The sequence below is a fragment of the Pseudomonas sp. WSY_20 genome (assembly GCF_043104335.1).
Classification (GTDB): Bacteria; Pseudomonadota; Gammaproteobacteria; order Pseudomonadales; family Pseudomonadaceae; genus Aquipseudomonas; species Aquipseudomonas parafulva_B.
The window spans coordinates 23,649-37,779 of sequence record NZ_JBICKP010000038.1; the positions used below are offsets into that span (position 1 = coordinate 23,649).

General features: G+C 60.4%; 10 protein-coding genes. 1 reads left to right on the plus strand and 9 read right to left on the minus strand.

Annotated elements, in window-relative coordinates; all coding sequences use genetic code 11:
* Positions 1 to 39 precede the first annotated feature (39 nt).
* Both ACF8E5_RS10625 and htpG read right to left on the minus strand, forming a co-directional pair.
* Positions 40 to 765 (minus strand): dienelactone hydrolase family protein, encoded by a 726-nt coding sequence (locus ACF8E5_RS10625; RefSeq protein WP_197844748.1) that lies wholly within the window; start codon positions 763 to 765, stop codon positions 40 to 42.
* Positions 766 to 830: 65 nt separating this feature from the next.
* The gene (htpG, locus tag ACF8E5_RS10630; RefSeq protein ID WP_058602670.1) at positions 831 to 2,735 is read right to left on the minus strand and encodes a molecular chaperone HtpG; all 1,905 of its coding nucleotides are present in this window, start codon (positions 2,733 to 2,735) and stop codon (positions 831 to 833) included.
* A gap of 433 nt (positions 2,736 to 3,168) precedes the next feature.
* Here htpG and ACF8E5_RS10635 point away from each other — a divergent pair, with 433 nt between their 5' ends.
* Entirely contained in the window at positions 3,169 to 3,444 is a 276-nt protein-coding gene (locus ACF8E5_RS10635) for a hypothetical protein (RefSeq protein ID WP_058602669.1), read from the plus strand.
* 66 nt (positions 3,445 to 3,510) lie between these two features.
* On the opposite strand, the gene ACF8E5_RS10640 is transcribed toward ACF8E5_RS10635, so the two are convergent.
* The 7 genes from ACF8E5_RS10640 to ACF8E5_RS10670 all read right to left on the minus strand — a co-directional run bounded on the left by ACF8E5_RS10640 (position 3,511) and on the right by ACF8E5_RS10670 (position 14,067).
* A complete protein-coding gene (locus ACF8E5_RS10640) occupies positions 3,511 to 4,260 on the minus strand; it encodes a DUF599 domain-containing protein (RefSeq protein WP_058602668.1) in 750 nt (249 codons plus the stop codon).
* A gap of 236 nt (positions 4,261 to 4,496) precedes the next feature.
* Positions 4,497 to 5,810: a branched-chain amino acid transport system II carrier protein gene (gene brnQ, locus ACF8E5_RS10645; RefSeq protein WP_058639741.1), complete on the minus strand. Its 1,314-nt coding sequence runs from the start codon at positions 5,808 to 5,810 to the stop codon at positions 4,497 to 4,499.
* A 408-nt stretch (positions 5,811 to 6,218) separates the two neighbouring features.
* Positions 6,219 to 7,103 carry a succinate--CoA ligase subunit alpha gene (gene sucD / locus ACF8E5_RS10650; protein ID WP_004376004.1) on the minus strand — a complete coding sequence of 295 codons (885 nt, stop codon included), beginning with the start codon at positions 7,101 to 7,103 and terminating at the stop codon, positions 6,219 to 6,221.
* On the minus strand, positions 7,103 to 8,269 hold the full coding sequence (gene sucC / locus ACF8E5_RS10655) for an ADP-forming succinate--CoA ligase subunit beta (protein WP_023533614.1): 1,167 nt from the start codon (positions 8,267 to 8,269) through the stop codon (positions 7,103 to 7,105). The genes sucD and sucC overlap by 1 nt, the downstream gene beginning before the upstream one ends.
* 172 nt (positions 8,270 to 8,441) lie before the next feature.
* Complete coding sequence (gene lpdA, locus ACF8E5_RS10660; protein ID WP_058602666.1) at positions 8,442 to 9,878, minus strand: dihydrolipoyl dehydrogenase; 1,437 nt, start codon at positions 9,876 to 9,878, stop codon at positions 8,442 to 8,444.
* 94 nt (positions 9,879 to 9,972) lie between these two features.
* Positions 9,973 to 11,193, minus strand: coding sequence for a 2-oxoglutarate dehydrogenase complex dihydrolipoyllysine-residue succinyltransferase (gene odhB / locus ACF8E5_RS10665; RefSeq protein WP_078478823.1), 1,221 nt, complete (start codon positions 11,191 to 11,193; stop codon positions 9,973 to 9,975).
* Between the two features lie 42 nt (positions 11,194 to 11,235).
* Positions 11,236 to 14,067, minus strand: a complete 2,832-nt coding sequence (locus tag ACF8E5_RS10670) for a 2-oxoglutarate dehydrogenase E1 component (protein ID WP_058602664.1) — start codon at positions 14,065 to 14,067, stop codon at positions 11,236 to 11,238.
* Positions 14,068 to 14,131: the final 64 nt, after the last annotated feature.

Consider the following 14,131-nt stretch of genomic DNA (forward strand, 5'->3'; position numbering starts at 1 on the left):
ATCAACGCAGCGCTGGCAATCGCTCCGGTCACGTGCGCGCTAGCGCTGGAATACCTCGGCCAGCAGGTTGTGCATTGCGCGGAAGGCCCGCTCGGAGGTGCGCCGGTCGTACTGCGTCTTGCCAGGCACGTTGGCATCCGGGTCAGTGAACGAATGCACCGCACCGCCATAGCTCACCAGTTGCCAATCGACTTTGGCGGCGTTCATTTCATTTTCGAACGCCGGGAGCTGCTCTTGGGGCACCAAGGGGTCGGATGCGCCATGCAGCACCAGGACCGAGCCCTTGATGCGTTTGGCATCCTCAGGATCAGGCGTGTCCAGTGTGCCATGGAAGGAGATCGCTGCTCGCAGATCAGCCCCCGCGCGCGCCAGTTCGAGCGCACAGCATCCCCCGAAGCAGAACCCGAAGGTCGCCACCTTGCCGGGGCTCAGCGGCGCCTTGGACTGGCCCAGCAACTGGGCAAGGGCGTCTTCCATGCGCCTGCGCAACTCGGCGCGGTCTTCTTTGAGCGGCATCATTGCAGCGCCCGCCTCATCGGCATTCGCCGGGCGAACGGTCTGACCATAGAGATCGACGAGCAGCACCACATAACCTTGCGCTGCCACTTCCTTGGCGATGCGCTCGGCCCCTTCGGTCACGCCCATCCAGTTGGGCGCCATCACCAGGCCAGGCCGACCCAAGGCGCCGGGCTCATAGGCCAAACGGCTCTCGAAGGTCTTGCCGGACAGGTGATGGACCAGGGATTCGACGACTACCTTGCTCATGCTGTACTCCTTAAGGCTGCACCATGAAAAAAGCCCGCCGAAGCGGGCTTTAGCCATACGTCAATTCAAGCAGACAACTCGACCAACAGCTTGTTCAGGCGCCGCACGTAGGCTGCGGGATCTTTCAGACTGTCACCGGCTGCCAGCGCGGCCTGGTCGAACAGAATGTGCGACAGCTCGGCGAAGCGGTCCTCGCTCTGTTCGTGATCGAGCTTCTCGATCAGCGGGTGGGTCGGGTTGAACTCGAAGATGGGCTTGGAATCGGGCACTTTCTGGCCGCTGGCTTCCAGAATCTGGCGCATCTGCAGCCCCAGGTCCTGCTCGCCGATGGCCAGAATGGCTGGCGAATCCGTCAGGCGATGGGAGACGCGGACCTCGGCGACGTTTTCGCCCAATGCGCTTTTCAGGCGCTCTACCAGGCCTTCCTTATCCTTGGCGACTTCTTCCTGGGCCTTTTTGTCTTCTTCGGTATCCAGTTTGCCTAGATCCAGATCGCCACGGGCCACATCCACGAACGCCTTGCCGTCGAATTCGTTCAGGTAGCTCATCAGCCACTCGTCGATGCGGTCGGTCAGCAGCAACACTTCGATGCCTTTCTTGCGGAAGACTTCGAGGTGCGGGCTGTTCTTGACCTGCGCGTAGGACTCGCCGGTGAGGTAGTAGATCTTGTCCTGCCCTTCCTTGGCGCGGGCCAGGTAGTCGGCCAGCGACACGCTCTGCTCGCCGCTTTCGTCGTGGGTAGACGCGAAGCGCAACAGGCCAGCGATCTTTTCCTTGTTGGCAAAGTCTTCGGCCGGGCCCTCTTTCAACACCTGACCGAAGTTCTTCCAGAAGCTCTTGTACTGCTCTGGCTCGTTCTTGGACAGTTTTTCGAGCATGTCCAGCACGCGCTTGGTCAACGCGGTCTTCATCGAATCGATGATCGGGTCTTTCTGCAGGATTTCCCGCGACACGTTCAGCGACAAGTCGTTGGAATCCACCACACCCTTGATGAAGCGCAGGTAAAGCGGCAGGAACGACTCGGCCTGATCCATGATGAACACGCGCTGAACGTACAGCTTCAAGCCACGCGGCGCTTCACGCTGGTACAGGTCGAACGGGGCGCGGGCAGGCACGTACAGCAGCGAGTTGTATTCAAGCTTGCCTTCGACCTTGTTATGGCTCCAGGCCAACGGGTTTTCGAAGTCATGGCCGATGTGCTTGTAGAACTCCTGATATTCCTCGTCCTTGATCTCGGTACGCGGACGGGTCCACAGGGCGCTTGCACGGTTGACGGTTTCCCACTCTTGGGCTGGCTGCTCTTCGCCTTCGGCTGCTGTCTGTTCCTTGGGCAACTGAATTGGCAGGGCAATGTGATCGGAGTACTTCTTGACCACGTTGCGCAGGCGCCAGCCATCGGCGAATTCCAGCTCGTCCTTTTTCAGGTGCAGAACAATGCGGGTACCGCGCTCAGGCTTGTCGATGGTCGCGACTTCAAACTCGCCCTCGCCCTTGGACGACCAGTGCACGCCTTCGCTGGCGGGCTGGCCCGCGCGACGGCTGTAGACATCGACCTGATCAGCCACGATGAATGCCGAGTAGAAGCCCACGCCAAACTGACCGATCAGGTGCGAGTCTTTCTTCTGATCGCCGGTGAGGTTCTTCATGAAGTCGGCAGTGCCGGATTTGGCAATGGTACCCAGGTGAGCGATGACGTCGTCGCGGCTCATGCCGATGCCGTTGTCCTCGAGGGTGACCGTACCGGCCTCCTTGTCGAAGCTCAGTCGAATCTTCAGGTCCGCATCGCCTTCGAGCAGTTCGGGCTTTGCCAGCGCCTCGAAACGCAGCTTATCGGAGGCGTCGGAGGCGTTGGAGATCAGTTCGCGCAGGAAGATCTCCTTGTTCGAGTACAAGGAATGGATCATGAGGTGCAGCAGTTGCTTCACCTCGGTCTGGAAGCCCAGCGTTTCTTTTTGAGTCTCCACGCTCATGTTCTTCAAACTCCGATCAGATGACAGTGGTCGCCAAGCGGCATGGATGGCTGCGTTGGCGGCGGATGTCATGCAGATGGGGGCTGCCGAATTGATTTCAAGGGCTTGCCCGATTCGATCTTCAAATCCGAGCAGGTCGTGGCAAGCTGCTTGGCCGCCCTGCTTGCCGCAGGCGGTGTATCGTTTCCAGGTTCAGACGGGTACGGATACTGACGCAACGAAAAGACGTGCATGTGCGTACCTGCCGTGCACTGCCATACTGGCGGAGTTGCAGTTGCCCGCGGCCGTTAACCCGCCTTAGTGCGAAACAATCGCCATGGCCGGAAGTTCAGTTTCAAGATATTTAATATCTGCGTAATGACGGTGGAACTAATCCAGCAGGGCCCGACTCGAAGCATCAAGTCAACTTATTCCACCAAGGAGAGACACCCTCATGCGTAAACCATTTGCTTTTGCTCTGATGCTGGCTGCTGCCATGGGCCTGGCTGCTTGCGATAAAGCGAGCGAAGACAAAGCCCAGGACGCACAAGAACACCGTGAAGAAGCCCAGGAGAAGATGGGTGACGCACAGGACAAGATGAACGAAGCCGCCAAGGAAAACGCCGAAGCTGCCCAAGACCAGGCCGAAGCCAATCGCAAGGCTGCCGAAGAGGCTGCCCCAGCCACGCCAGCGACCACCACTACGCCGGCCGATCCTGCCAAGCAGTAATCGAACCGAACAAAAAACCCGACATTGTCGGGTTTTTTTATGCCTGTCATTCGTGGACTAATCGTTTCAGTTAGGCAACGTGGACTGTGGGGCGTGCAACTCGCCTGTCGAACTTTCGGTGGGGGTGAACACCATGACGTCAAGCACGTCTGAATGGAACTCGCGGCGATAAAGGATCAGCACAACCCCTACACTTACCGCCATGAACAACCAGGGGTTGATAAACCAGCTCAACATGGCCATGCCGAAGTAATAAGCGCGCAGCCCGAAGTTGAATTGGTTGGCCGCCAATGACAGCACCCTGGCCGCCCTCAAGGCAAAGGCCTTGCGCTCTAGTTCGCTTACCTGACGCTCGCCGATCATGGGCGCCGAGCCCACCAGTACGGCAGCGAAGTTGTATTGACGCATGCACCAGCTGAACGTGAAGAAGGCATACACGAACACCGTGGCCAGGCACAGCAACTTGATCTCCGACATGCCCTGGGATGCCTGCTGCACCAGCGGTAAATCCGCCAGCAACGACAGCGCGCGGTCGGAAGCCCCCAGCACAGTCAAGATACCCGCCAGGATGATCAGGGTGCTGGAGGCGAAAAAGGAGGCGTTGCGTTCCAGGTTGCCGATGACGCTGGCATCGGCAATGCGGTTGTCACGCAGCAGCATCCTGCGCATCCAGTCTTCACGGTATAAATGCAACACGCTGGCCAAGCATGCGGTGTCCCGCCCCTTCCAGATGGCATAGCGCGTATAGCCGCCCCAGCACAGCACGAACCAGCATGCCGCTATGAGGTTATTGAGGTTGCTCAGGATGAAGTTCATGCAGAGATCCGTAGGTGCCATGTGCCGAAAGCATAAAGACCGTCTTTCGACGCTGGCAAGCCGCAAAAGGCACGCGAACTCCGGCGAATAATTTCCAAGGCGGCTCGCTTGCGACGTTTGCCAAGGTGCATATGAACAAAAGCCCCGCATCCTTGCGAATGCGGGGCTTGCAGTGCCAAGCAGTGGGTCCAGCATCTCGTGGCTTGTGGCCGATGCCGCACCCTGGGCTTAGCAACTCATGCCATGGCCTGGCGGGGCTTGCCGAGCATGCGATCGCATACCACTGCACCCGCCAAGGTCACCACCGACGGCACCAGCCAAGCCAGGCCCTGATCGCTCAAGGGCAAGTGAGCCATGAAGTCCGGGAGCACGTGGGCAATGTCGCTACCTTTGACGGCATCTACCATGCCGAACAGCAACGAGACCAGCATCACCGGGCCGAGGATGCGCGTTGGCGAGTTCCACAGCTCGTTCACGAAGCTCAGCCCCACCACGACGATGCACGGCGGGTAGATGGCGGTGAGCACAGGGATCGAGAACATGATCAGCTTGGTCAGCCCGAGGTTGGACACCAGCAGCGAGAAGCCTGCCAGGATCACGACCAGCGCGCGGTAGGACAACGGCAGGATCTGGCTGAAGTACTCGGCACACGCGCAGGTCAAGCCCACGGCAGTCACCAGGCACGCCAGTGCGATCAACACGGCCAGGAAGCCGCTGCCCAACGAGCCGAAGGTATGTTGCACATAGGCGTGCAGCACAGCCGCCCCGTTGCTGGCCCCTGCCGCGATTTCGTGGCTACCGGCGCCCAGGCGGAACAAGCTGATATACACCAGCGCCAGGCCAACACCGGCAATCAACCCGGCAATGATGGCATAGCGAGTGATCAACTTGGGCGACTCCACGCCGCGCGAGCGGATGGCGTTGACGATGACGATGCCAAATACCAGCGCCCCGAGCGTATCCATGGTCAGGTAGCCATCGGAGAAGCCCTTGGAGAACGCGGCAGCAGCATAGGCAGGCTGCGCCTCTCCAATGGTGCCCGCTGGCAAGGCGAAGGCCGCGATGCCAAGCACGGCCAGCGCGATGATCTTGAGCGGTGCCAGGAACCGACCCACGGTGTCCAGCAGCTTGCCAGGGTACATCGACACCGCCAACACCACGATGAAGTAGACCAGGCTGTAGATGAACAGCGCCAGCGGGCTTTCACCCGTCAACGGCGCTACACCCACTTCGAACGATACCGTCGCGGTACGCGGTGTTGCGAACAAGGGGCCTACCGACAGGTAGCAAACGGCGGCCAGCAGGCCACCAAAGAACTTGCCGATCGGGCTGCTCAGCGCATCCATGCCGCCGCCGACCTTGGCCAGGGCGACCACGGTGATCACAGGCAGCCCCACCGCCGTGACCAAAAAGCCCAGCGCAGCCATCCACACGTGCGGGCCGGATTGCAGGCCGACGATGGGCGGAAAGATGATATTGCCAGCGCCTACGAAAAGCGCGAACGTCATAAAGCCAAGCGCCAGGATATCCTGGCCTTTGAGAACTTTCATTTGAGGTAGTACCACACTGCTGAAATCGGGATTCGTGAGGGGATTTCCCCATGGGTGAGGGAAATGCTGCCCGGCTTGGTAGGCCAGACCCGTTTAGCGTGTCGTTCCCTTTTGGGGCACGGGCACAAAATAGTCGCGTAGATTAACCGGTTTACCCTTCAAACGCACTGGCACAGTGCGTGTTGTCCGATGTGCGTACGTCATTGTCGTCTGCGTGAACGGGACGATCGGTATTATCCGCTGGTTGAACAGGGTGTATGTACGAAAATTCCTATCACAGCTATCGAGAAAACCTAATCCGTTTGGCCCCCTGACCTGACGAGCACATCTTCACGAGATTAATCGGCGCCCCTATACGACAAAGGCCACCCGAAGGTGGCCTCTGTGCGCGTGGGGGGTGCAGCAATATTACTTCTTCACTTCCCAACCGGTCAGCTCGGCCAAGGCCTTGCCGATGTCAGCCAGCGAACGTACGGTTTTGACACCTGCGTCCTGCAGGGCTGCGAACTTCTCGTCTGCAGTGCCCTTGCCGCCCGAAATGATGGCGCCAGCGTGGCCCATGCGCTTGCCCGCAGGTGCGGTAACACCGGCGATGTAGGAAACGACAGGCTTGGTGACGTTGGCCTTGATGTAGGCTGCGGCTTCTTCTTCAGCCGAACCGCCGATCTCACCGATCATGACGATCGCTTCAGTCTTCGGGTCTTCCTGGAACAGCTTCAGGATGTCGATGAAGTTGGAGCCCGGGATCGGGTCACCGCCGATGCCGACACAGGTCGACTGGCCGAAGCCGGCGTCGGTGGTCTGCTTGACAGCTTCGTAGGTCAGGGTGCCGGAGCGCGACACGATACCGACCTTGCCTGGCAAGTGAATGTGACCCGGCATGATGCCGATCTTGCACTCGCCCGGCGTGATGACGCCTGGGCAGTTAGGGCCGATCAGGGTCACGCCCAGCTCGTCGCACTTGACCTTGGCGTCCAGCATGTCCAGGGTCGGAATGCCTTCGGTAATGCACACGATCAGCTTGATGCCGCCAAACGCTGCTTCCAGGATCGAGTCCTTGCAGAACGGCGCTGGTACGTAGATGACCGAAGCATCGGCGCCGGTCGCCTCAACGGCTTCCTTGACGGTGTTGAACACCGGCAGGCCCAGGTGGGTGGTGCCACCCTTGCCTGGAGTGACGCCGCCGACCATCTTGGTGCCGTAGGCGATGGCTTGTTCGGAGTGGAAAGTACCCTGCGAGCCGGTGAAGCCCTGGCAGATGACTTTGGTGTCTTTATTGATCAGGACGCTCATTACTTGCCCTCCGCAGCTTTGACAACTTGTTGAGCAGCGTCGGTCAGGCTGGTTGCAGCAATGATGTTCAAACCGCTTTCTGCCAGTACTTTAGCGCCCAGTTCGGCGTTGTTGCCTTCAAGGCGAACGACGACCGGCACCTTCACGCCGACTTCCTTCACAGCACCGATGATGCCTTCGGCAATCATGTCGCAGCGAACGATGCCGCCGAAGATGTTGACCAGAACGGCCGCGACATTGCTGTCGGACAGAATGATCTTGAACGCTTCGGTAACGCGTTCCTTGGTAGCACCGCCGCCCACGTCGAGGAAGTTGGCTGGCTTGCCGCCATGCAGGTTGACGATGTCCATGGTACCCATGGCCAGGCCAGCACCGTTGACCATGCAGCCGATGTTGCCTTCCAGGGCAACGTAGTTCAGTTCGAACTTGGCAGCGTGGGCTTCACGGGCATCGTCCTGGGACGGGTCGTGGAAGGTTTTCAGCTTGGGCTGACGGTACATGGCGTTGGCATCGATGTTGATCTTGGCATCGAGGCAGTGCAGGTCGCCGTCGGCCTTGATCACCAGCGGGTTCACTTCCAGCAGGGCCAGATCGTGATCCTTGAACAGCTTGGCCAGGCCCACGAAGATCTTGGCGAACTGTTGCACTTGCTTGCCTTCCAGACCCAGCTGGAACGCCAGCTCGCGACCTTGGAACGGCTGAGCGCCGACCAGTGGATCGATAGTGGCCTTGAGGATTTTTTCAGGTGTGTCGTGAGCGACTTTCTCGATGTCCACGCCACCTTCGGTGGAGGCCATGAACACGATGCGGCGGCTCGAGCGATCGACCACAGCGCCCAGGTACAGCTCTTTGGCGATGTCGGTGCAGGATTCGACCAGAATCTTGGAGACGGGTTGACCGTTGGCATCGGTCTGGTAGGTGACCAGATTCTTGCCCAACCACTGTGCAGCGAACGCCTTGGCGTCTTCCTTGCTGCGAACCAGCTTGACGCCGCCCGCTTTGCCGCGACCACCAGCGTGAACCTGGGCTTTGACGACCCACTCGTTCCCGCCGATCTTGTCGCAGGCTTCTGCCGCTTCTTCAGGGGTATCGACCGCGAAACCCTTGGAAACTGGCAGGCCGTACTCAGCGAACAGCTGCTTACCCTGATACTCGTGAAGATTCATGCTTTTTACCGTCTTCGTTAGGTACTGCGCTTCGGCGCTGCGCCATCACTGGCGCCGCACCACCTGTGACCGTTGACCCCGGGTTATCCCATGTGATCCGGTCCGGCGGACTTTCCGCGGTGAGTCATGCACGCAAGACTCACGACGGGCAGCCCGCCGTGGTTTCTTATGATTAACGCTTCTTACGGTTGGCGACGTGAATGGCACCGCCATTCACCGCCAGCGCTGCTTCGTGCAACGCTTCGGACAGGGTTGGATGGCTGAAGACCATCATGCCCAGATCCTCGGCACTGGTGCCGAATTCCATTGCGATTGCGCCCTGCTGTACCAGTTCGGCAGCCGATGGGCCAATCACGTGCACACCCAGTACGCGGTCGGTCTTGGCATCGGCGATGACCTTGACGAAACCACCGGTGTCGTTGGCCGCCATCGCACGGCCGCTGGCCGCGAACGGGAAGGTGCCCACGTTAACCTCAACACCCTCGGCCTTCAAGGACTGTTCGGTCTTGCCGACCCATGCGATTTCCGGGTGGGTGTAAATGACCGATGGGATCAGGTCGTAGTTCATCTGGGCCTTGTGACCCTTGATGCGCTCGACGACCATGATGCCCTCTTCCGAGGCCTTGTGCGCCAGCATCAGGCCACGCACCACGTCACCGATGGCGTAGACGCCCGGCACGCTGGTCGCGCACTGGTCATCGACGTAGATGTAGCCACGCTCGTCGATGTTCACACCGCTGTCGGCAGCCAGCAGGTCGGTGGTCACTGGACGGCGGCCCACCGCAACGATCAGCTTGTCGAAGGTGATCTTCTGCTCGCCTTCGGCGTTGGTGTAGGTCACTTCGACTTCGTCGCCGTTGACCTTGGAACCGGTGACGCGCGCACCCAGCTTGATGTCCAGGCCTTGCTTGGTCAGAACCTTCTGGGCTTCCTTGGAGACGGCGGTGTCGGCAGCCATCAGGAAGGTGTCCAGGGCTTCGAGTACGGTCACTTCTGCGCCCAGACGCGCCCATACCGAACCCAGTTCCAGGCCGATCACGCCAGCACCGATCACGCCAAGGCGCTTGGGCACGGCTTGGAATTCCAGGGCGCCGGTGGAGTCGACGATCACATTCTGGTCGACCGGGGCCGGCGGAATGTCGATCGGGCGCGAGCCGGAAGCCAGGATGACGTTATCCGCTTCGATGACTTCGCTGGTGCCGTCAGCCTTGGTCACTTCGACCTTCTTGCCCGCCAGCAGCTTGCCGTGGCCCTGGATGGAGGTCACGCCGTTGGCCTTAAACAGGGTGGCGACACCGCCGGTCAGGTTCTTGACGATGCCTGCCTTGCGGCCAACCATCGCCGGTACGTCCATCTTCACTTCGCCAGTGGAGATACCGTGGACGTTGAAGCTCTCTTTGGCTTCCTTGTATTTCCAAGAGCTGTCCAGCAGCGCCTTGGAAGGAATGCAGCCTACGTTGAGGCAAGTGCCGCCCAGGGCCAGCTTGCCCTCGGCGTCGGTGTACTTCTCGATGCAGGCAGTCTTCAGACCAAGTTGGGCGGCCTTGATAGCAGCTACATAGCCGCCAGGACCGGCACCAATCACTACCACGTCGAATTTCTGGGTCATAAAAGATTCCTTGTTAGCTCAAGCGGCCGCTGCAAGCCGCAAGACAGACAGGCTTCGATCTGAAGCCTGTCGCTCGCAGCTTACAGCTGCGCGATTAGATGTCCAGCAGCAGGCGGGACGGATCTTCCAGCAGGTTCTTGATGGTCACCAGGAAGGTCACCGCTTCCTTGCCGTCGATCAGGCGGTGATCGTAGGACAGCGCCAGGTACATCATCGGGCGAATCACCACTTGGCCATTGATGGCCATCGGGCGCTGGATGATGTTGTGCATGCCCAGGATCGCGGCTTGTGGTGGGTTGACGATCGGCGTCGACATCATCGAACCGAAGGTACCACCGTTGGTGATGGTGAAGGTGCCGCCGGTCATTTCTTCGATGGCCAGCTTGCCGTCACGGGCTTTCTTGCCGAAGGTGGCGATACCGTTCTCGATTTCGGCCAGGCTCATGGACTCGGCGTTGCGCAGTACCGGGACCACCAGGCCACGGTCGCTGGAGACCGCTACACCGACGTCCGCGTAACCATGGTAGACGATGTCGTTACCGTCGATCGAGGCGTTGACAGCCGGGAAGCGCTTGAGCGCTTCGGTCGCAGCCTTGACGAAGAACGACATGAAGCCCAGGCGCACGCCGTTGTGGGTCTTCTCGAACAGGTCCTTGTACTTCGAACGCAGGGCCATGACTTCGGTCATGTCGACTTCGTTGAAGGTGGTCAGCATGGCCATGTTGGACTGGGCTTCGACCAGGCGCTCGGCGATCTTGGCGCGCAGACGGGTCATCGGCACACGCTTCTCGGTACGATCGCCAGCGGCGGTCACGACCGGTGCCGGTGCTGCAGCGGCAGGCTTGGCCGCCGGGGCAGGCGCCGACTTTTTATTGGCAACGGCGGCGACCACATCTTCCTTGGTCACGCGACCGCCTTTACCGGTACCCGACACGCTGGCCAGGTCGATGCCATTTTCTTCTGCCAGCTTGCGCGCAGCAGGGGCAGCGACCGGGTCGTCTTCACCGGCGTCGGCAGCGGCGGCGGCCGGTGCGGCGGCCTGGGCAGGCGCAGCAGCAGGTGCAGCGGCAGCAGCGCCGCCCTCCACGATCGAACCCAGCACTTCGTCGGACAGGACGGTATCGCCCTCGCCCTTGACGATGTCACCCAACACGCCGTCGGCAGTGGCCAGCACTTCCAGCACGACCTTGTCGGTCTCGATGTCGACGATCAGCTCGTCCCGCTTGACGGCGTCGCCTGGCTGCTTGTGCCAGGTGGCAACGGTGCCGTCGGCAACCGATTCCGGGAAGGTTGGGGCTTTGATCTCGATAGCCATTATCAGTGTTTCCTTAAATTCGGTTTCAGATGCGCGAAGGCGTTAAACGGTGAACGCGTCTTGCAGCAGTCGTTCCTGCTGTTCGGCGTGCTTGGAAGCGTAACCACAGGCTGGCGCGGCAGAAGCTTCGCGACCGGCGTATTCCAGGTTCAGCGCCTTGTTGTGGCGGCCCAGGATACGACGCATGTGGTGCTGGCTGCTGTACCAGGCGCCCTGGTTCATCGGCTCTTCCTGACACCAGACCGCGTGCTTGAGGTTGGTGTACGGCGCCAGGATTTCGACCAGGTCGTCTTCCGGGAACGGATACAACTGCTCGATACGCACGATCGCAATGTCTTCGCGGCCTTCGGCACGACGTTTTTCCAGCAGGTCGTAGTAGACCTTGCCACCGCACAGCACCAGGCGCTCGACCTTGGCCGGATCGAGGGTGTCGATTTCCGGAATGACGGTCTGGAACGAACCTTCCGCCAGGTCTTCGAGCGTCGAGACGGCGAGCTTGTGACGCAGCAGCGACTTGGGCGTGAGCACGATCAGCGGCTTGCGCAGCGGGCGAATGACCTGACGACGCAGCAGGTGATAGATCTGCGCCGGCGTGGTCGGCACACAGACCTGGATGTTCTGCTCTGCACATAGCTGCAGGTAACGCTCCAGGCGCGCCGAGGAGTGCTCTGGGCCCTGGCCTTCATAACCGTGCGGCAACAGCATGGTCAAGCCGCACAGACGGCCCCACTTGTGCTCGCCACTGGTGATGAACTGGTCGATCACCACTTGCGCACCGTTGGCGAAGTCGCCGAACTGAGCTTCCCAGATCACCAACGCGTTCGGCGTGGTGGTGGAGTAGCCGTACTCGAATGCCAGCACCGCTTCCTCGGACAGGAAGGAGTCGTACAGTTCGAAGCGTGGCTGGCCCGGGTACAGGTTCTTCAGCGGTACGTAGGTGCTGGCGTCCTTCTGGTTGTGCAGCACCGCGTGACGGTGGGAGAAGGTGCCGCGTCCGATGTCCTGGCCGGTCATGCGGATCGGGTGCCCTTCGAACTGCAGCGTGGCGTAGGCCATGGTTTCGGCGTAGCCCCAGTTGATCGGCAGGCCACCGGCTTGCATCTTCTGGCGATCTTCGTAGATCTTGGCGACCTGACGCTGGACCACGAAACCTTCAGGCAGCTCCAGCAGTTTTGCCGACAGCTCCTGCAGGGTCTTGAGGTCGAAGCGGGTGTCGTGGCGAGCCGTCCAGGCGTGACCCAGGTAGGGGCGCCAGTCCACGAACAACTCGCGGTTCGGCTCCTTGACCAGGCTCTTGACCACATGCAGGCCGTTGTCCAGCGCACTGCGGTAGTCGTCGATCTTGGACTGGGCGCGCTCGGCGTCGATGCGGCCTGCCTGGATGAGGGCTTCGGCGTACAGCTCGCGGGTGGTGCGCTGCTTGGTGATCTGCTGGTACATCAGCGGCTGGGTGCCGTTGGGCTCGTCGGCCTCGTTGTGACCGCGGCGACGGTAGCAAACCAGATCGATGACCACGTCACGCTTGAACTGCATGCGGTAGTCGACGGCCAGCTGGGTGACGAACAACACGGCTTCCGGATCGTCGCCATTGACGTGCAGGATCGGCGCCTGAATCATCTTGGCCACGTCGGTGGCGTACTCGGTCGAGCGCGCATCGAGCGGGTTGCTGATGGTGAAGCCAACCTGGTTGTTGATCACGATGTGCACGGTACCGCCGGTCTTGAAACCGCGGGTCTGCGACATCTGGAAGGTTTCCATCACCACGCCCTGGCCTGCGAAGGCCGCGTCGCCGTGGATGGAGATAGGCAGCACCTTGTCGCCAACGCTGTCGTTGCGGCGGTCCTGACGGGCGCGCACCGAGCCTTCGACCACAGGCGACACGATTTCAAGGTGAGACGGGTTGAACGCCATGGCCAGGTGGACTTCGCCGCCTGGGGTCATCACGTTAGAAGAGAAGCCCTGGTGATACTTCACGTCACCGGAGCCCAGCTCGTTCATCTTCTTGCCTTCGAACTCGTCGAACAGCTCGCGCGGGTTCTTGCCGAAGGTATTGACCAGCACGTTCAGGCGACCACGGTGGGCCATGCCGATGACGACTTCTTTGGTGCCGTAGGAGCCGGAGCGCTGGATCATTTCGTCCAGCATCGGGATCAGGCTTTCGCCACCTTCCAGGCCGAAACGCTTGGTGCCCGGGTACTTGGTACCCAGGTATTTCTCCAGGCCTTCGCCTGCAGTGACGCGCTCGAGCAGGTGGGACTGCACGTCGGCGGAGAATTCAGGACGGCCACGCACGCTTTCCAGGCGCTGCTGGAACCAGCTGCGCTGCTCGGAATCGACGATGTGGGTGAACTCGGCGCCAATGGTGCGACAATATGTCTTCTGGAGCGCATCGAGGATGTCGCGTAGGCTCGCCTCCTCTTTGCCGATGAACAGGTCGCCGGCACGGAAGGTCGTATCAAGATCGGCATTGGTCAAGCCGTAGTGATTGATCGACAGGTCTACGGGCGCAGGGCGCTGCCACAACCCCAAGGGGTCGAGCTTGGCAGCCTGATGGCCGCGCATACGATAGGCCTGGATCAGTCGCAGCACTTCAACCTGCTTCTTCTCGTGTTCACTGCTCACGCTCCCGGCAGATACCGGCTGGGCGCGGCGCTGGTTCTTTGCCAGCAGTACGAAATGATCGCGGATCGTGGAGTGCGATACGTCGGTAGCGGTGCTGCCGTCGGCGGGCAACTTCTGGAAGTAGGTGCGCCACTCTTCTGGCACAGCGTTAGGGTCGTGCAGGTAGAGTTCGTAGAGCTCTTCCACATATGCAGCGTTACCACCTGAAAGGTGGGCGCTTTCCCACATGCGCTGCATCACGCTTTCTTGCATGCTTGGTCACCCTCGATTAGGGGACTGATCGGCGAGAGCCATGAAAACCTGGAACGGTCCGAAA